Here is an 18,713-nt window from a genome sequence, read left to right on the forward strand (position 1 = left end):
TCCACCGTGGACGGTCTGTTCTGGAACATCCAGCTGGCCAACTACTACGCCGCCCTCGAAACCACGGCGGCGGCGGTGGCCGTGCTGATCCTGATCTCCAGCCTCGATGATCTGTTCATCGATGTCTGGTACTGGGTGCGCGAGAGCTGGCGCGCGCTGACCGTCAAGCGCCGCGACGCGTACCGGCCGCTGACCCAGGAAGACCTGCTGCAGCGGCCGGAACAGCCGCTGGCGATCATGGTGCCGGCGTGGATGGAGTACGACGTCATCGCGCAGATGGTCGAGAACATGATCAACGTGCTCGACTACCGCGAGTACGTCGTGTTCGTCGGCACCTATCCCAACGACCAGCAGACCATCGACGAAGTCGAGCGCATGCGCCGTCGCTACAAGCGCCTGCGTCGCGTGGAGGTGCCGCATGACGGACCGACCAGCAAGGCCGACTGCCTGAACTGGCTGATCCTGGCGATCTTCGACTACGAGAAGCGCCACGACATCGAGTTCGCCGGGGTGATCCTGCACGACAGCGAAGACGTGCTGCACCCGATGGAACTGCGCTTCTACAACTACCTGCTGCCGCGCAAGGACATGATCCAGCTGCCGGTCACCTCGCTGGACCGCGAATGGTACGAACTGGTGGCCGGTGTCTATATGGACGAGTTCGCCGAATGGCACGCCAAGGACCTGGTGGTGCGCGAGAGCGTGTCCGGCATGGTGCCGTCGGCCGGCGTCGGCACCTGCTTTTCGCGGCGTGCGCTGCTGGCGTTGAGCGCGCAGACCGACAACCAGCCTTTCAACACCGACAGCCTCACCGAAGATTACGACGTCGGTGCGCGGCTGGCAGCCATGGGCATGCAGTCGATCTTCGCCCGCTTCCCGGTGCAGTTCCGCGTGCGCCGGCCGTCTTGGTTCGGCTGGGGGCCGGTGCGCGAGCGCACCCAGCAGATGGCACTGTGCGTGCGTGAGTACTTCCCCGACAACTTCCGCGCCTCGTACCGGCAGAAGGCGCGCTGGGTGCTGGGCATCGGCCTGCAGAGCTGGGAGTCGCTGGGCTGGCGCGGTTCGCTGGCTACCAAGTACCTGTTGGCGCGCGATCGCAAGGGCATCATCACCTCGTTCGTCAGCATCATCGCCTACCTCATCTTCCTGCAGTTGCTGCTGTTCTGGCTGTTGAAGGCGACCGGGGTGTGGACGATGCAGTTCCCCAGCGTGTTCCAGGCCGGTACCTGGCAGATGAATGTCGCGCTGCTGACCACGGCGGCGCTGGCGACCCGCGTCGTGCAGCGCTTCTACTTCGTCAACCGCTTGTACGGCTGGGAGCATGCGCTGATGTCGATCCCGCGCATGGTGGTCGGCAACATGATCAACTTCATGGCCACCGCCCGCGCATGGAAGGTGTTCCTGGCCTACCTGCTGTTCGGCAAGCGCATGGTCTGGGACAAGACCATGCACGACTTCCCCGATGCGGCACAGCTGGTGCAGACCCGCAAGCAGCTCGGTGAGCTGTTGACCACCTGGCAGGCGGTGGAACCGGAGCGGCTGCAGCAGGCGCTGGCGCAGCAGCATGCCGGCCGGCGGCAGCCGCTGGGCCGCATCCTGCTAACCCAGGGCTGGCTGGATGATGAAACCCTGGCCGAAGCCATCGCCTTCCAGGGCGACCTGCCGCGTGCGGTCATCGACGTCGACTACCTGCGCGCGGGCTCATTCCCGGTCAGCGCCGATGCCTGCGTGCAGTGGCGCATGCTGCCGCTACCGCCGCGGCAGCAGCAGACACTGCGGCTGGCCGTGGCCAGCCCATTGCCCGAAGACGCGCTGGCATTGCTGAAGCAGGAAACCCGCAGCGCACACATCGAACAGAGCATCGCCCGCGAAAGCGAAATCAACGCTGGCCTGCGCCTGATCGGCGGCGACCAGCACTGGCAGCTGGACAACGTGCCCTTGCTGGGCGACCTGCTGGTGGAGATGCGCCTGATCGACCACGCGCGCTTCGAGATCGCACTGGATGCGTACAAGCCGCAGCGCGATGGCCGCATTGGCGATTACCTGGTCAAGCAGGGCATCACTACCGAAGAGGCCGTGGCCCAGGCCATGCAGGAGCAGCGCCGGCGTGCGGCCGCGCTGCAGTCGCCGCCTCCCGGAGCCTTGCCCGCATGAAGACCACGCTGCTGTCCACCGTCATTGCCGTGGCACTGGCCACGGCCGCCGCGCCGGTGCTGGCGCAGGCCGATGCGCCGCTGCCGTTGTCCGGCGCTGCATACCGCATCGCCGAGCAGGCCTTCGCCGCTTACGAGCGCGGCGACTATCAAGCGGCTTACCAGCAGTCCAGCGAAGCTGTCCGGTTGCGCCCGGACGTGGTGCGGCTGCGCCTGCTGCAGATCTATGCGTTGCAGAAACTGGGCCGGTCGGCGGAGGCGCAGCAGCAGGCGCGCCGTGCACTGGATGCCGGGTTGAAGGATCCGGCCTTGCCGGCACTGGCCGCTGCCACCGCTGCGCGCAGCACGCCCCCGGATGCCAGGGGCGGGCGCGCCCCCTCCCCACCGCGCGCGGCCGGCAGCGGCGCAGACCGCGCCAGGCAGCAGGCCTACACGCTGGCCACCGAGGCCTATGCTGCCTATGACGCCGGGCGCATGCGGGAAGCAGCCAGCAAGGCCGAGCAGGCCTTCCGCCAGCAGCCGAAGCAGGGCGCCTGGGCGATGCTGTGGGTGGCGGCGCTGGAAGCACAGCAACAGGCCGAACTGGCCGACGCGGCCATCGGCACGGCGCTGCAGCTGGGCGCACCGAACGTCGAGGAACTGCACGCGCGGCGCGTGGCGCTGGCCCGCCAGCGCGCGCTGCTGCAGGCCCAGCAGGCCTACCAGTCGCTGTCCACGCAGAACGATGCGGCGGCCGTCGCGCAGGCGCGGGCCGCCGTCGAGCTTGCGCCGGATGTTGCTTCGTACCGGTTGCTGTTGATCACCGCGCAGCTGCAGCAGGGGCAGCTGGCCGACGCCGAGCGCAGCGCCGACCAGGCACTGCAGGCCGACGGCGGCGATCTCAATGCCCGGGTGATGCGCGGTTATCTGCGCCAGCGCCTGGGCAAGACCGTGCTTGCCAATGAGGACTTCGACACCGCGCTTGCCATGCCGGGGTCCACAACGCAACAGCGCAACGTGCGCCTGCTGGCCGTGGATGCGGCATTGGCCGCTGGGGACCGCATACGTGCGGCTGCACTGCTGGCGCCGCTGCAGGCGGCGTTGCCCACGGATGTGGGCGATGCTCGCGCGCAGCAGTTGCTGCAGCAGGGCATCGAGCAGCGCGCCAGGGCGACCGGATCCAGTCGCGAGCGTCCGCGCATGAGTGCGCAGGCCTATCCGGCGCCGTTCCAGCATTGCCAGTCGGATGGCACCGGCAATGTCTGCGAGCTGATGCCGGCTGACCTGCAGGGCGACGGTGGTGCCGCACAGCGCGCATATGCAGCCTACGCGCGGCAGGACTTTGCCGAGGCCATCGGTGAGGCAAGGCAGGCCGTGCAACTCGCACCGGACGATGCAGACCTGCAAGGCCTGCTGACCACCACGCTGGCGGCAGGCAACCGCAGCCAGCAGGACGAAGCGCGGCTGCGCCTGGATGCGACGCTGGCACAACACCCTGATGACGCGGTGGCGCTGATGCAACGCGGCTACCTCAACCAGAAGGCCCGTGAACCGGCGCGCGCACTGGCCGACTTCCGTGCCGCCGAGGCCACCGGCAAGGCACCCAAGAGCGTGGTGATCGACCAGGCGTACGCGAGTGCGGCCAACGGAGATCATCCGCAGGCGGTGTCGCTGCTGCGCAGCGCCATTGATCGCGCCGACGCCGGTGAGCTGCCTCTGGATGCGCATCAGCGCTACAACGTGCGCAATGCCATCGCCAACTATTCGCGCGAGTGGGGCGTGATCGCCTCGGCCGGTTTCCGCGGCGCGCGCCAGGCCGCGACCAATGTCGGCGGCGCGGCGATCAGTACGTCGGGCGATTCGGTGTTCAGCACGCTGGAAGCGTTCTGGCGGCCCCCGGCGTTCAATGACCAGCATGGCACGCTGGAGCTGTACACCCGGCTGCTCAACACGCTGTACGACGAGGGCGGCACCTACGAATCGATCCGCGCAGTGGACCCGTGCACCGGCGAATCGACACCCGACGCACGTGCTCGCGCCGACCGTCTCAGCCGCTCGCGTTCCACCACCGGCTGGCCGTCCACCATCGCCTCGTTCGGCATGCGCTACGCCTTCGGCCAGACCGGCCTGAGCGCCGGCATCGAGCGCCGCCAGTTTCTCGGTAGCGCCACCCGCACGGGCGATGTCTATCCCGCGTCCGCGGCCGTGCAGTGCAGCCTGCAGCTGGCCCTGAACCCGCCACTGGAAGCCAGCACGCTGGCCCGCTACCGCCTGGCCAGCGGTTCCGGTGGCTGGATGTCCTACCTGACCTACGGCTATTACCACGGTACCGACCTGCGCACCGACGTGAACCAGTGGTGGATGGTCAGCGGCTACGCGCAGGGCGGTTACACATGGGATGACAACAGCGCGCATTTCACGCTCGATGCACTCGATGCCAACGGCATACCGGTGCGGCGGATCGGCGATGCCAGCGGGCGCCTGCATCGCGAACAGTGGTTCGCGGCCGGTGAACTGCGCGCCGGACGCAGCTTCCGCTTTGGCGCCGGGCAGACCCACTGGGTGGTCACGCCGTATCTGGTGGTGGGGGCGGACTGGCTGGACCAGCGCTCGCGCGTGCGCGAGATCCGTTACCCGCTGTTCCCGTCGCAGTCGTTCGCGCTCAACGATACGCAGCGCAGCTGGTCACTTGGCGCGGGGCCGGGCCTGGGCGTGCGCTACTGGTTCCGCGAGGACCGCTACAACACGCCGCGTTCCTACCTCGACCTGACCGTGCAGTACCGCTTTGCGATCGGTGGCGGTGATACGCAGCGCGCCAAGGGCCTGTTCGCCACCGCCATCCTATATTACTGAGGCAACCCCCACCGCCGCCGCAGCGCCGCCGCCTGCGGCGTGTCCTGGGTCAGCCACGGCTCCAGCGCATAGACCAGCACGTGCTGTGCGCCGCTGTCGCGTGCCCACGCCAGCTGCCGTTGGATCCGCGCGGCATCGGCAGTCTCGCCCTTGAACCCGCTGCCATCAGCGGCGCTGCCGGGCAGTTCGCGGAACAGCTCGACGATCGCATCGAAGCCGATGTCGTGCGCGTGGAAGTGATCGAGCAACGGCTGAAGCTGCTGCACGTTGCCGGCGCCGGCAACGCCCACGCCGTCCTGCACCATCGGCCGCAGCGTGGCCTGTGCCAGCACTGCCTGCCACAGCGTGACCAGGTTGCCGTCGGTCTGCAGGCGGCTGAAGTAGCAGGAGATCGCGCAGTCACCGCCGCGCGCGCGGGCGGCGTCTGCCAGCCCGTGCAGCCATTGCGCCAGCCACTGCTGGCGTGCCGGATCGGCCCAGTGGTACTGCTCCAGCTCGTAGGGCAGGTACCAGCCCTCGAAGGCGGGTACCTGCGCCCAGGGCGCCTGTGCCAACCAGCGGCGTGCATGCTCCAGGCTGTCGGCAAGGAACGCCTGCAGCGTGGCATCGTCGGCCCCGATCACCTGCCACCAGCGTCGCTGGAAGGGCAGTCCGACGCGGATGCGGATGTCGTTCTCGCTGGCGGCGCTGAACAGCTGCTGCAGGCTGCCGTCGGGCAGTGACCAGTCGTCGTCACTGCCGCCGACGATGCCGGTCCATTGCAGCACCAGCTGACGGCAGCCCAGCGTATGTGCAAGCTTCAACGAGCGCTGCCAGTCGGCCAGTCCCCACTGCAGGTGGCTGCGCCAGGGCTGCAGGAAGGTGCCGTCGACCTGCACCGGCAGCGAGCAGCCGGGCAGGGTGGCGAGCGTACCGGCCAACGGCGCCAGCACGGCCGCGCGCAGCAGGCGGCGGCGCAACGGCGAAGACGGATCTGCGGGAAGGACGGGCGCAACCATGCCCGCATCATCCCAGAGCACCGTGCGCAGCAGGTGAACCCAGCGACCGGTGGTGCTGGCCGCTGGCCGGCACCACCGTGTGCTTACTCCAACGCGTAGCGCAGGGTGAACAGCACCGCCACCAGCCATACCGCCGGATGCACTTCGCGCCAGCGGCCGGTGCCGGCCTTCAGTGCCGCATACGCGATGAAGCCAAACGCCAGGCCATTCGCGATGGAGTAGGTGAACGGCATCGCCAGCGCGCACAGTGCGGCCGGCACCGATTCGGTCAGGTCGCTCCAGTCCACTTCCACCAGTTCGCGCAGCATCAGGCCGGCCACGAACAGCAGCGCCGGTGCGGTGGCATAGCTGGGCACCATCGCCGCCAGCGGCGAGAACAGCAGCGCGGCCACGAACAGCGCCGATACGACCAGCGCAGTCAGGCCGGTACGGCCACCCACCTGCACGCCCGAGGCGCTTTCAGCGAAAGCGGTGGTGCTGCTGGTGCCGAGCACCGAACCGGCCACGATGGCGGTGCTGTCGGCCAGCAACGCGCGGCCGAAGCGCTTCTGCGCGCCCGGCAGCTTCAGCAGTCCGGCGCGACCGACCACGCCATACAGGGTGCCGGTGGCATCGAACACTTCCACCAGCACGAACACCAGCACTACCTGCAGCAACACCGCGATCGGCGCACCGCCGTCATGGTGCAGCAGGCCCGGCAGGTCCAGCTGCAGGAAGGTGGGGGCCAGGCTCGGCGGCAGCGAAACCAGGCCCTGGTACTGCACGTCGCCCAATGCCCAGCCCGCACCGGTCACCGCCAGGATGCCGATCAGGATCGCGCCGCGGATCCGGCGTGCTTCCAGCACTGCGATCAACAGGAAACCGGCCAGCGCCAGCAGTGGCGGCGCCGTGTTCAACGGGCCCAGCGCCACCAGCGTGTCTTCGTTGCCGACGATCACGCCGGATTTCTGCAGTGCGATGATCGCCAGGAACAGGCCGATGCCGGCCACGATCGCCGAGCGCAGCGACGAAGGAATGCCCGACACCAGCCATGCCCGCACACCGGTCAGCGACAGCACCAGGAACACCAGGCCGGAGATGAACACCGCCCCCAGCGCCTGCTGCCACGGCAGGCCGGCAGCGCCGACCACGGTGAACGCGAAGAACGCGTTCAGGCCCATCCCCGGTGCCATGCCGACCGGGAAGTTGGCCGCCAGCGCCATTACCGCCGAACCCAGCGCGGCGGCCAGGCAGGTGGCCACGAACACCGCACCCGCATCCATGCCGGTGGTGCCGAGGATCTCCGGGTTGACGAAGACGATGTAGGACATCGTCAGGAAGGTGGTGATGCCGGCCAGCAGCTCGGTACGCACGGTGGTGCCGTGCTGCTGCAGCTGGAACATGCGCTCGAACAGGGACATGGAGATTCTCGCGACTAAGGTGTCACGACCAACGGTCGTGACCTACCCGAATGCAGAACGTGGGTACCGACCGTTGGTGGTGGGTACCGACCGTTGGTCGGTACGCTTCAAAGCGTCACCACCAACGGTGGTGACCTACCGAAAGGAGAAAGGCCGCGCGAGCGCGGCCTTTCCGGTTGCCTTACTTCAGCGCCTTGAAGCGCAGGCGCTTCGGCGCAGCGTCATCGCCCATCCGACGCTTCTTGTCTTCCTCGTACTCGCGGTAGTTGCCCTGGAAGAACTCCACGTGCGAGTCGCCTTCGAAAGCGATGATGTGCGTGGCGATGCGGTCCAGGAACCAGCGGTCGTGCGAGATCACGAAGGTGTTGCCCGGGAACTCCAGCAGCGCGTCTTCCAGTGCACGCAGGGTTTCGATGTCCAGGTCGTTGGACGGTTCGTCGAGCAGCAGCACGTTGCCGCCCTGCAGCAGGGTCTTGGCCATGTGCAGGCGGCCACGCTCACCACCGGACAGCGAACCGACCATCTTCTGCTGGTCCTGGCCCTTGAAGTTGAAGCGGCCGATGTAGGCGCGCGACTGGATCTCGATGCCGTTGATGTTGAGGATGTCCAGGCCGCCGGCGATTTCCTGGAAGACGTTGTGGTTGCCTTCCAGCTTGTCGCGGCTCTGGTCCACGTAGGACAGCTGCACGGTCGGGCCGATCACGATCTCGCCCGAATCCGGCTTTTCCTGGCCGGTGATCATCTTGAACAGGGTCGACTTGCCGGCGCCGTTCGGGCCGATGATGCCGACGATCGCGCCCGGCGGAATCAGCATCGACAGGTTGTCGATCAGCAGGCGGTCGCCGAACTTCTTAGAGACGTTCTTGAACTCCATCACCATGTTGCCCAGGCGCTCGCCCGGCGGGATGAAGATTTCGTTGGTCTCGTTGCGCTTCTGGTAGTCCTGCGACTGCAGCTCTTCCAGGCGGGCCAGACGGGCCTTGCCCTTGGAACGGCCGCCCTTGGCGTTCTGGCGCGACCACTCCAGTTCCTTCTGGATCGCCTTCTGGCGGGCCTTTTCCTGGTTTTCTTCCTGCTTCAGGCGTTCATCCTTCTGCACCAGCCATTCGGTGTAGTTGCCCTTCCACGGAATGCCGCGGCCGCGGTCCAGTTCCAGGATCCACTCGGCGGCGTTGTCCAGGAAGTAGCGATCATGGGTGACCGCCACCACGGTGCCGGTGTAGCGCGCCAGGAACTGTTCCAGCCATTCCACCGACTCGGCGTCGAGGTGGTTGGTCGGTTCGTCCAGCAGCAGCATGTCCGGCTTCTGCAGCAGCAGGCGGCACAGTGCCACGCGGCGCTTTTCACCGCCGGACAGGTTGGCGATCTTGGCATCCCACGGCGGCAGGCGCAGCGCATCGGCAGCCACGTCCAGCTGGTTTTCCAGGGTGTGCGCATCACCGGCGGCCAGGATCGCCTCCAGGCGCTCCTGCTCCTTGGCCAGCGCGTCGAAGTCGGCACCTTCCTCGGCGTAGGCGGCATACACCGCTTCCAGCGCAGCCTGCGCCTGCAGCACTTCGCCCACGCCTTCCTCGACCGACTCGCGCACGGTCTTGTTCGGGTCCAGTTCCGGTTCCTGGGCCAGGTAGCCGACCTTGATGCCCGGCTGCGGGCGGGCCTCGCCCTCGAAATCGGTGTCCACGCCGGCCATGATCTTCAGCACGGTGGACTTGCCGGCGCCGTTCAGGCCCAGCAGGCCGATCTTGGCACCCGGGAAGAAGGACAGCGAGATGTCCTTGATGATCTGCCGCTTGGGCGGGACCACCTTGGACACGCGGTTCATGGTGTAGATGTATTGCGAGGACATGAGGTCTCCGTAGGCGCGGCCCTGCGCCCGGCCCATCACGGGAACATCCCGTTGTGGCAGCGGGCACAGACTGGAAAGGAATACCCGCAATTATAGCCGGAACCGGTTCCGGGCCGCGCCGGGCAGGCGCCGTCGGGCTGGCCGTGGGCTGAATACTGCGTCACAGTCCTGCAGCGGGAAGCGTTTCCAGCCGGAAACGGTTCAGATCGGTTGCGCAATATGGGCTCACCACCACCCAAGCAGAGGTCTGACATGCGCATCAATCGAGTAATGGCCGGCGCCGTGGCCTCTGTGCTGGCGTTCGGCGCGGTGGCCCCGGCCTTTGCCGACAACGACCACCGTCGCGGCCATGACCGCCGCGAGTGGCGCGAGGACCGCCGCGAATGGCGACAGGACCGCCGTGACTGGGAACGCGACCGCCGCGAGGCACGCCGCGACTGGGAGCGCGACCGCCGCGACTGGCACCGCGATCACGACCGCTACTACCGCCCGGCCCCGCCGCCGCCGCGCGTGGTCTACGGCCCGGGCTACGGCTGGAAGGTCGGCCACCGCTACCGCGATTACTACCGCGGCCCGATCTATGTGGTGAACGACTACCCGCGCTACCACCTGCGCCGCCCGCCGTATGGGCACCACTGGATCCGCGACGACCGCGGCAACATGCTGCTGGTGGCGGTGGCGACCGGCATCATCGCCGACTACATCATCAACAGTCGCTGAGGATCGCGGCCGGGGTCGGATCCCTTTCCAACGGAAAGGGCCCTGATCCCACAACATCCCTGGAAACCATACGGGGCCGGATTCCTTCGGGAGTGCCGGCCCCGGCCTTTTCGGCCCCGGCAGGCCGGTGCGGGGCTACAATCAGGGGCTGAGCCGTACCCCTTTCCCTGCCTGCTGGAGTACCCGATGTTCCCGCGTGACGTCCGCATCGAAACCTACGATCCCGAACTGGCCAAGGCCATCGCCGCTGAGACCCAGCGCCAGGAAGACCACGTCGAGCTGATCGCCAGCGAGAACTACACCAGCCCGGCGGTGATGGAAGCCCAGGGCAGCCAGCTGACCAACAAGTACGCCGAAGGCTACCCGGGCAAGCGCTACTACGGTGGCTGCGAATACGTGGACATCGCCGAGCAGCTGGCGATCGACCGCCTCAAGCAGCTGTTCGGCGCGGACTACGCCAACGTGCAGCCGCACAGCGGCTCGCAGGCCAACCAGGCCGTGTACTTCGCCCTGCTGCAGCCGGGTGACACCATCCTCGGCATGAGCCTGGCCCACGGCGGCCACCTCACCCACGGTGCCAAGGTCAATGCCTCGGGCAAGCTGTTCAACGCCGTGCAGTACGGCGTCAACGACCAGGGCCTGATCGATTACGACGAAGTCGAGCGCCTGGCCCTGGAGCACAAGCCGAAGATGGTCGTCGCCGGCTTCTCGGCGTACTCGCAGGTGATCGACTGGGCGCGCTTCCGCGCCATCGCCGACAAGGTCGGTGCCTACCTGTTCGTGGACATGGCCCACGTGGCCGGCCTGGTCGCCGCTGGCGTCTACCCGAGCCCGCTGGAGCATGCCCACGTCGTTACCTCCACCACCCACAAGACCCTGCGCGGCCCGCGTGGCGGCATCATCATCGCCAAGGGCGCCGACGAAGACCTGGTCAAGAAGCTGCAGTCGATCGTGTTCCCGGGCATCCAGGGCGGTCCGCTGATGCACGTCATCGCCGGCAAGGCCGTGGCCTTCAAGGAAGCGCTGGAACCGGGCTTCAAGGCCTACCAGCAGCAGGTGGTGAAGAACGCCCAGGCGATGGCCAACACGCTGATCTCGCGCGGCTACAAGATTGTTTCCGGTGGCACCCAGAACCACCTGATGCTGGTCGACATGATCGGCAAGGACGTGTCCGGCAAGGATGCGGAAGCTGCGCTGGGCAAGGCTCACATCACCGTCAACAAGAACTCGGTGCCGAACGATCCGCGTTCTCCGTTCGTGACCTCGGGCCTGCGCCTGGGCACCCCGGCCGTGACCACCCGTGGCTACGTCGAGCAGGACTGCGTGGACCTGGCCAACTGGATCGCCGACGTGCTGGACGCGCCGAACGATGATGCCGTCATCGCCCGCGTGCGTGATGCCGTCAGCGCGCAGTGCCGCAAGTACCCGGTCTACGGCTGATCGCCGCCGGGGTCGGATCCCTTCCCGCAGGGAAGGGCTCTGACCCCGTCACCAGGAATCCCGCGCATGGATGAGCGCCGCCTCAAGTACCTGTATGCCGTCCTGGCGGTGGCATTTGGCCTGCCCAGCCTGGCAGTGGGCGGTGTCGCGGCGACGATGCTGCTGCTGACGGGGCTGGGCCAGTTCGGCCATGGCACGCTGGCCGCGGTGACGGTGATGCCGCTGTGGGGCCTGGCCGGCATTGCCGGCTGCCTGGCCTGGTTGTGGCTCAGCGCCGGGTATCTGCTGCAGGGGCGTGCCGGGCTGCAGGTGCATCGCCTCTGGTGGTGGATGCTGCTGGCCGGCGGTCTTGCCGCTGTGCCCCCGCTGGGGCTGGCGCTGTGGTGGAGCATCACGGTCCACGCCGAAGGCATCGCCCTGTTGCTGTTGGGCCCATCGATGCTGGTGCCGGCGGCGGTGCTGGTGTGGATCAAGCGCCGCGCATGACGTGGCCCATGGAAGGACATCGAACGCATGGATGAGCGCCTGCACAAGCGCGGGATGGCCATTGCCGGCCTGCTGGTGGGCCTGCCCACAGTGGCAGCAGGCGGTACGGGTGCCGTGCTGGGGCTGATGGTCGTATGGGACGGCAAGTACCTGACGGGCGACGAGCACACGCTGTTGCTGCTGTGGTCGTCGGCGGGAATCATCGGCCTGCTGTCGTGGTTGTGGCTGAGCGGGCTGTTCCTGTGGCGCGGTGTTGCCGGCCTGCGCCAATCACCGGTTGCCGCCTGGGCCGGCCTGGCGCTGGGCGTGCTGGCTGCGTTGGGCGTGATCGCCGCCGCGTTGTACTTCACCTTCAAGCACGGGGAGATCTCGACATTGGCCTTCCTCGGCTTTGGCCCACCGCTGTTGGTGATGGCCGGGCACCTGGCGTGGCTGCGCTGGTCACGCGTGGCATCGCCGCCGCCCGCACCGGGTTGAGCCGGACATCACGAACTCGCCGCACACCTCGGGTGGCCAGAATGCAGGCGCTTCCGCGCAGGCAGCATTTGCTGCGGCGCCCTTTCTCAGGTACCTTTGCGACGCTGCCATGATCGTGGCAATTGCTCCCTGAGCCAGGCGTTCCATGCATTGCCCCTTCTGCCAACATGCCGATACCCGGGTCATCGACTCGCGCGTCTCTGAAGACGGCGCGACGATTCGCCGTCGGCGGGAATGCGAAGCCTGCGGCGAGCGCTTCAGCACTCTGGAAACGGTCGAGCTGAAGCTGCCGGCCATCGTCAAGAGCGATGGCACCCGCGAAGCGTTCGACCAGCGCAAGGTCCGCGCGGGGTTCGACCGCGCGCTGCAGAAGCGCGCGGTGCCCGAAGACAAGATCGAGGCGGCGGTACGCGCGGTGGTGCACCAGCTGCGCATCAGCGGCGAGCGCGAAGTGCCCTCGATCAAGGTTGGCGAGTTCGTCATGAACGAACTGCGCAAGCTCGACCACGTGGGCTACGTGCGCTTCGCTTCGGTGTACCGCAGCTTCGAGGACGTGGCCGATTTCCGCGAGGAGATCGAGAAGCTCGAGCGCGACCTGCCGTCCAGCACCGAACAGCTGCAGCTGCTGGGCGATGTGATCGCCCTGACCAAGAAAAAGAAGGGCTGACCGACACCGCTGTGGTGGCACGGAGGCGCCCATGATCTGGTGGGTGCCAACCTTGGTTGGCACGGAGGTATCCATCCACGCATGGCGTGGATCTACCGATCGCGTGCATCCACACCGGCGGCGTTACCATGGTCGCATGACACCATCGTTCTCCGTCCTCGACCACCTGCACATGGCCAACGCGCTGCGTCTGGCCGAGCGCGCTGCCTATACCACCCGGCCCAACCCGATGGTCGGCTGCGTGATCGCCCACGGCGAACGCGTGGTCGGGCAGGGCTGGCACCAGCGCGCAGGGGGGCCGCACGCTGAAGTATTCGCACTGCGCGAAGCCGGCAGCGAGGCCCGCGGTGCCACCGCTTATGTCACCCTGGAGCCCTGCGCCCATTACGGGCGCACGCCGCCGTGCGCACTGGCGCTGATCGAAGCGGGCGTGACGCGCGTGGTGGCGGCGATGCGCGATCCCTTCCCGAAGGTTGATGGCGGTGGCTTCGATCTGCTGCGCAATGCAGGTATCGAGGTTGCCGAAGGACTGATGGCGGCGCCGGCGCGCGAGCTCAACAAGGGCTTCCTGTCACGCGTGGAGCGCAACCGCCCGTGGCTGCGGGTGAAGCTGGCCGCCAGCCTCGATGGCCGCACCGCGATGGCCGACGGCAGCTCCAAGTGGATCACCGGGCCGGCTGCGCGCGAGGACGTGCAGCACTGGCGCGCTCGCGCCGGTGCGATCCTGACTGGCGCCGATACCGTGCTGGCCGACGACCCGATGTTGACCGTGCGCCTGGCCGGTGCCGAAGTGATGCCGCCACTGCGCGTGGTGCTCGATTCGCGCCTGCGTTCGCTCGAATGCAGCCGTGTGCGCGAGGGCGGTGCGCCGACGCTGTACCTGCACGATGCGGCGGTGAGCGCACCGGATGCGGCCGACGCCGAATTTGCCAGCGTGCCCAGCGCAGAGGGGCGGTTGGATCTGGGTGCGGTGCTGGCGCTGCTGGCCGAGCGTGGCATCAACGAGGTGCATACCGAAGCCGGCGCGACACTGGCCGGTGCGCTGCTGCGCGCTGGCTGGGTGGACGAACTGCTGCTGTACCAGGCGCCCACGCTGCTGGGCGACAACGGTCGTCCGTTGCTGGCGGGCCTGGGCATCGAGGCAATGGGCCAGCAGCGCCGTCTGCGCGTGGTTGACCAGCGCCAGGTCGGCGAGGACATCCGGCTGCTGTTGCGCCCGTGAGGCAATGGCGGGGCACTGGCCCCGTTCCGGCGCTGTTAGGTGCCCTCGTCCTCGTGGGCAGGGCACTGCTCTTTCCATTGCTGCTTCCACAGCAGATGCAGGTCACGGCAGTAGGCACCGAGTGCTTCTCCCGTCAGTTGCGTTGACTTCCACCGCAGCCTGCGCCGGCTGATGCCCTGGTCGTACTCGTCCGGCAGTACCGACGGTGCGCACTGATCGTGGTACTGCAGGAACGCGCGGCAATCGTCGTTCTCGCTCAGTTGCGCGTCGATGTCGCGGTCGCGCAGCTGGGTCGACTCGAACGCAACCGAAGGTTGCACGAAGAATGTCCTGGGTCTGGACGCTTCGGCGTGCCAGCACGCCATCAGCGCGACAAGCAGGGCCGTGGTCGAGGTTGTGCGGTGTTTCATGCTGTTGCCCTCGTGGAAGAGGACAACAGCATTGATCACGCAGTGTGCGCAAGACCATGCAACGGTTCTGAAAGTGCCATTGATCCTGCTGCAGGCAACGGCGCTACATCGTGCTCATGTGCACTCGTCCGTCCACATCATCTCGGCGATCGGGCGCAGCGCCTTGCACTCCTGCGTCATCTCATCGGCCGACTTCACCTGTGCCTTGGCCTTCAGTTCCTCGGCCATCGCATCCACGCCGCTGATCTGGTCGGGTGCGATCTTCGCCACGCAGCTGCGGTGCTGCTGCAGCAGCAGGTCGCAGCCGGGTACGCCGGTCACCTTCGGTGCGCTGGCCGCCTGCACGTCCTGCATCCATTCCTCGAACGGTGCCAGCGCCCCGGTCACGGTGCCCACCAGATCATCGAAGTTGCCGCTGTACCAGTAGCCGTTGTCCTTGGCCGGGTACAGGGTGAAGGTGCCGCTGACCGGCACGCGCGCGCCGCTCTGCAGCGCCTGGGTGTAGGCGTCGGTGAACTGCTTGCGCGAGGCCGGGCTGGCGTCGGCGGCAAGGCTGGCGGCGAACAGCGGACGTACCTTGCCCAGGTCGGGCACCTGGCAGCTGAAGGTGATGCGCGCCAGCTTCTGGTCGTCCACGTATTCGTTGTCTTCAATCACGCTCTTGCTGGCGCGGCACTTCGAATCACGCAGGGCCTTGGCATACAGCGCTTCGCTGGTGGCCGCGTCGGCCTTGGCGCCGGTGCTGGCAAGCACGACCTGCCACGGTTCGGCCAGCGCCTTGGCCAATGCGCCCGGGTTCGGGGTTACCGCGTCCTGGCCGTCGAAGGCGGGCTTCAGCGCATCGTTGAGGGTGCGGGTCGCGGCGGCGTCGTCTTCCAGCAGGACGCGGGCATACAGATCGAAGGCCTGTTCGGGCGTCAGTGTGGCCGGGGCGGCGCTGGCCAGCAGCGGGGCAGCCAGCAGGGCGCTGGCCAGCAGGGTACGCAAGGGGGTCTTCATGACGGTGTTTCCTGTTCCAGAGGCGCGCAAGCCTAGCGCATCTTTGCGCAGGCCCCACGGCGCCCTGTGATCACGTGCCGACGCGCGGGGCAAAAAAAACGGGCCCCTTGCGGGGCCCGTTCGATCGCACGACGAGGAGCGACCGTTGGATCAGAAGCTGGCGCGGACGCCGGCCGAGTACTGGGTGACGTCGCGGTAGCCGGAGATCTCGCCCACCAGACCCCAGGTCTTGGTGAAGTTGATCTGGCCGCCAACAGTGCCGACCCAGGTGCCCTTGTAGTTGTTGCCGCCATCCATGTAGCCGGCCTTGGCCCAGGCTTCGGTCATGCGCGACGGCTTGCCGCGGATGCCCATGGTGACGCGGCCCAGGTTGGTGTGGTCCTTGCCGTGGTAACGCACACCGTCATAACGCAGGGTCGATTCGGCGTTCTGGCGCACCCAGGCGGCATCGGCGGTGAAGTCCAGGCGGTCGGTCCACGGCATGTGGTAGCCGATACCCAGCTCCGGCTGGTTCAGTTCCAGCTTCAGCGAATCTTCGCCGTAGTGGCGGGTCTTGCTGGTGCGCGACCAGCCACCGAACACGTAGACCTGCTCGGCCAGCGCGACCGAACCGCGCAGGTAGCCACCGTCGACCTTCGGGTCGTCCAGCAGGTTGTCGTCAACCTGGACCTGGGTCCAGCCGCCTTCAACGTAGGTGTAGCTCAGGGCCTCGGCCGAAGCCGAGAACGGGGCGGCGGCCAGCAGGGCGGCCACGATCAGGATCTTGCGCATGGGAATTCCTGTGAGTTTCAGTCCATTGGCGGGCCTGCCCTCGCGGCTGCCCGTGGCGACCTCATGTCGTCCGCTGCGGATTTTAATGAAAGTTTTACAAAATGCGAGAGACGGCCGTCACAGGCTGGGGCGGACCGGGGTTGGGGGTCGGATCCGTTTGCCATCGGGAAACGGCCCTGACCCCAGTGCTGCTGCGCCACCGGTCCATGGGGTCAGAGCCCTTTCCTGCGGAAAGGGATCCGACCCCGTTCAGCACGGGCTGGTACACTGCGCGGGCCGGTTCGCCGGTACACAAACGTCTTCAGGGCGGGGTGCAATTCCCCACCGGCGGTAGGTGCGCAAGCACGAGCCCGCGAGCGCCCCGGCCCACGGCCGGGGGTCAGCAGATCCGGTCCAATGCCGGAGCCGACGGTCATAGTCCGGATGAAAGAAGACGGTGCCACAGGGCTCTTGCCCTGCGTGCACCTGTTTGCCTTGCGGCGTTTTTCGCTCACTTTTCGCGGAGAACGTTACTTGTTTACTGGAATCATCGAAGGCGTCGGCCGTCTGGCCGCACGCGAATCCATCGGCGGCGATGTCCGCTTCACCTTCAATGTCGGGAATCTGCCGTTCGACAACGTGCAGATGGGCGAGAGCATTGCCATCAACGGCGTCTGCCTCACCGTCATCGCGTTCGATGCCCGCAGCTTCCAGGCCGACGCCTCCACCGAGACTCTGGGCCTGACCACGCTGGGCCAGCTGGGCGAGGGTGCGGTCATCAACCTGGAACGGGCCATGCGCCCGACCGACCGCCTCGGCGGCCATCTGGTCAGCGGCCACGTCGACGGCCTCGGCCAGGTGCTGTCCATCCAGGAAGATGCACGTGCCCAGCGCTGGCGCTTCGCCGCGCCGGCCTCGCTGCGCCGCTACATCGCCAAGAAGGGTTCGATCTGCGTGGACGGCGTCAGCCTCACCGTCAACGAAGTGGACGATGAAGGCTTTGAAGTCGCCCTCATTCCGCACACCGTGGCCAACACCGCCTTCTCTGCCACCGGCGTGGGCAGTGCGGTCAATCTGGAAATCGATTTGGTCGCCCGCTATGTGGAGCGGTTGATCAGTGTGCCGACCAACGGTCAGCACCCACACGGAGATGCCGCATGAATTTCGCCCCGATTCCGGAAATCCTGGAAGACATCCGCCTGGGCCGCATGGTGGTCATCGTCGATGACGAAGACCGAGAGAACGAAGGCGACCTGATCATGGCCGCCGAGCTGGTCAAGCCGTCGGACATCAACTTCATGGTCACCCATGGCCGTGGCCTGGTGTGCCTGCCGCTGACCCGCACCCGCGCCGCCGACCTCGGCCTGGCGCCGATGGTGCAGGCCAATACCGCGCAGTTCCAGACCAACTTCACGGTCAGCATCGAGGCCGCCGAGGGCGTTACCACCGGCATCTCGGCTCACGACCGCGCCCACACCATCCGCACCGCGGTCAAGCCCAACGCCAAGCCGTCGGACCTGCACCAGCCGGGCCACATCTTCCCGCTGATCGCCCAGCCGGGCGGCGTGCTGACCCGCGCCGGCCATACCGAAGCCGGCGTCGACCTGGCCATGCTGGCCGGGCTGGAACCGGCCGGCGTGCTGGTGGAGATCCTGAACCCGGATGGCAGCATGGCGCGCCGCCCGGAACTGGAAGTGTTCGCCCGCGAGCACGGCCTGAAGATGGGCTCCATCGCCGACCTGATCGCCTACCGCCTGGCCACCGAAAAGACTGTTGAACGTGTGGACGAGCGCGACATCGACACCGAATTCGGCCCGTTCAAGCTGGTGACCTACCGCGACCGCATCGCCCACGACCTGCATTTCGCCCTGGTGCGCGGCACGCCGGATGCGGAAACACCGACCCTGGTGCGCGTGCAGGTGGAAAACCCGCTGGCCGACCTGCTGCACTGGCGCCGTGACGACTTCGGCGTGGCGGCCACCGACGCCCTGCGTGCAATCGATGCCGAGGGCGCAGGCGTGATGGTGGTGCTGTCGGCCCCGCGCGATGGCGAAGCCCTGCTGGCCCGCCTGCGCCAGCAGCCGGCGCCGGTGGTGCCGGGCAAGGACAAGGACGTGGGCCAGTGGCGCCGCAACGGTGCCGGCGCACAGATCCTGTCCGACCTGGGCCTGGGCAAGCTGCGCGTGCTGGGCACCCCGCGCCGCCAGATCGGCCTGGCCGGGTACGGCCTGGAAGTGGTGGAGACGGTGACCCTGTAATGGGTAGAGCCGGCCAGCGGCCGGCACTACCGGTGGGGGGGGGGGGGGGGGGGGG

General features: G+C 67.4%; 16 protein-coding genes and 1 riboswitch. Of the genes, 10 read left to right on the forward strand and 6 right to left on the reverse strand.

All coding sequences use genetic code 11. The features are described from left to right. Positions 1-6: 6 nt before the first annotated feature. On the forward strand, positions 7-2,154 hold the full coding sequence (locus ACM0PB_RS19760; RefSeq protein WP_053498095.1) for a glycosyl transferase family protein: 2,148 nt from the start codon (positions 7-9) through the stop codon (positions 2,152-2,154). Next, positions 2,151-4,985 carry an NfrA family protein gene (locus ACM0PB_RS19765; RefSeq protein ID WP_414604877.1) on the forward strand — a complete coding sequence of 945 codons (2,835 nt, stop codon included), beginning with the start codon at positions 2,151-2,153 and terminating at the stop codon, positions 4,983-4,985. The genes ACM0PB_RS19760 and ACM0PB_RS19765 overlap by 4 nt, the downstream gene beginning before the upstream one ends. On the opposite strand, the gene ACM0PB_RS19770 is transcribed toward ACM0PB_RS19765, so the two are convergent. From ACM0PB_RS19770 to ettA, 3 genes are all read right to left on the reverse strand, one after another. Next, positions 4,979-5,983, reverse strand: coding sequence for a DUF4434 domain-containing protein (locus ACM0PB_RS19770; protein ID WP_414604876.1), 1,005 nt, complete (start codon positions 5,981-5,983; stop codon positions 4,979-4,981). The two genes, ACM0PB_RS19765 and ACM0PB_RS19770, sit on opposite strands and share 7 nt — an antisense overlap. An 83-nt stretch (positions 5,984-6,066) precedes the next feature. After that, positions 6,067-7,383 carry an NCS2 family permease gene (locus tag ACM0PB_RS19775; protein WP_005415248.1) on the reverse strand — a complete coding sequence of 439 codons (1,317 nt, stop codon included), beginning with the start codon at positions 7,381-7,383 and terminating at the stop codon, positions 6,067-6,069. A 181-nt stretch (positions 7,384-7,564) separates the two neighbouring features. Continuing rightward, the gene (gene ettA, locus ACM0PB_RS19780) at positions 7,565-9,229 is read right to left on the reverse strand and encodes an energy-dependent translational throttle protein EttA (RefSeq protein ID WP_005415249.1); all 1,665 of its coding nucleotides are present in this window, start codon (positions 9,227-9,229) and stop codon (positions 7,565-7,567) included. A 252-nt stretch (positions 9,230-9,481) separates the two neighbouring features. Between ettA and ACM0PB_RS19785 the strand changes: the two genes are divergently transcribed. The 6 genes from ACM0PB_RS19785 (at position 9,482) to ribD (ending at position 14,241) form a co-directional block, all read left to right on the forward strand. After that, on the forward strand, positions 9,482-9,949 hold the full coding sequence (locus tag ACM0PB_RS19785) for an RcnB family protein (RefSeq protein ID WP_032953924.1): 468 nt from the start codon (positions 9,482-9,484) through the stop codon (positions 9,947-9,949). A 186-nt stretch (positions 9,950-10,135) separates the two neighbouring features. Further along, the gene (gene glyA, locus ACM0PB_RS19790; RefSeq protein ID WP_005415251.1) at positions 10,136-11,389 is read left to right on the forward strand and encodes a serine hydroxymethyltransferase; all 1,254 of its coding nucleotides are present in this window, start codon (positions 10,136-10,138) and stop codon (positions 11,387-11,389) included. A 66-nt stretch (positions 11,390-11,455) separates the two neighbouring features. After that, a complete protein-coding gene (locus tag ACM0PB_RS19795; RefSeq protein ID WP_005415252.1) occupies positions 11,456-11,875 on the forward strand; it encodes a hypothetical protein in 420 nt (139 codons plus the stop codon). A gap of 27 nt (positions 11,876-11,902) precedes the next feature. After that, the gene (locus tag ACM0PB_RS19800) at positions 11,903-12,352 is read left to right on the forward strand and encodes a hypothetical protein (RefSeq protein WP_065178780.1); all 450 of its coding nucleotides are present in this window, start codon (positions 11,903-11,905) and stop codon (positions 12,350-12,352) included. Positions 12,353-12,497: 145 nt separating this feature from the next. Further along, a complete protein-coding gene (nrdR, locus tag ACM0PB_RS19805; protein WP_005415256.1) occupies positions 12,498-13,019 on the forward strand; it encodes a transcriptional regulator NrdR in 522 nt (173 codons plus the stop codon). Positions 13,020-13,155: 136 nt separating this feature from the next. Continuing rightward, a complete protein-coding gene (ribD, locus tag ACM0PB_RS19810; protein ID WP_065178779.1) occupies positions 13,156-14,241 on the forward strand; it encodes a bifunctional diaminohydroxyphosphoribosylaminopyrimidine deaminase/5-amino-6-(5-phosphoribosylamino)uracil reductase RibD in 1,086 nt (361 codons plus the stop codon). A 35-nt stretch (positions 14,242-14,276) separates the two neighbouring features. On the opposite strand, the gene ACM0PB_RS19815 is transcribed toward ribD, so the two are convergent. The 3 genes from ACM0PB_RS19815 to ACM0PB_RS19825 all read right to left on the reverse strand — a co-directional run bounded on the left by ACM0PB_RS19815 (position 14,277) and on the right by ACM0PB_RS19825 (position 16,421). After that, positions 14,277-14,651, reverse strand: a complete 375-nt coding sequence (locus ACM0PB_RS19815) for a hypothetical protein (RefSeq protein ID WP_032953932.1) — start codon at positions 14,649-14,651, stop codon at positions 14,277-14,279. 114 nt (positions 14,652-14,765) lie between these two features. Continuing rightward, the gene (locus tag ACM0PB_RS19820; RefSeq protein ID WP_065178778.1) at positions 14,766-15,650 is read right to left on the reverse strand and encodes a hypothetical protein; all 885 of its coding nucleotides are present in this window, start codon (positions 15,648-15,650) and stop codon (positions 14,766-14,768) included. Positions 15,651-15,800: 150 nt separating this feature from the next. Beyond that, on the reverse strand, positions 15,801-16,421 hold the full coding sequence (locus ACM0PB_RS19825; protein WP_005415264.1) for a hypothetical protein: 621 nt from the start codon (positions 16,419-16,421) through the stop codon (positions 15,801-15,803). A 293-nt stretch (positions 16,422-16,714) separates the two neighbouring features. Continuing rightward, a riboswitch (FMN riboswitch) is annotated at positions 16,715-16,860 on the forward strand. Between the two features lie 74 nt (positions 16,861-16,934). Here ACM0PB_RS19825 and ACM0PB_RS19830 point away from each other — a divergent pair. Together ACM0PB_RS19830 and ribB are read left to right on the forward strand one after the other, a co-directional pair. Then, positions 16,935-17,561 (forward strand): riboflavin synthase, encoded by a 627-nt coding sequence (locus ACM0PB_RS19830; protein ID WP_065186774.1) that lies wholly within the window; start codon positions 16,935-16,937, stop codon positions 17,559-17,561. Next, positions 17,558-18,658 carry a 3,4-dihydroxy-2-butanone-4-phosphate synthase gene (gene ribB, locus ACM0PB_RS19835; RefSeq protein ID WP_005415266.1) on the forward strand — a complete coding sequence of 367 codons (1,101 nt, stop codon included), beginning with the start codon at positions 17,558-17,560 and terminating at the stop codon, positions 18,656-18,658. Before ACM0PB_RS19830 ends, ribB begins: the two co-directional genes overlap by 4 nt. The last annotated feature ends 55 nt before the right edge of the window (positions 18,659-18,713 follow it).

The sequence above is a fragment of the Stenotrophomonas sp. AR029 genome (assembly GCF_047520695.2).
GTDB classification, from domain to species: domain Bacteria; phylum Pseudomonadota; class Gammaproteobacteria; order Xanthomonadales; family Xanthomonadaceae; genus Stenotrophomonas; species Stenotrophomonas sepilia.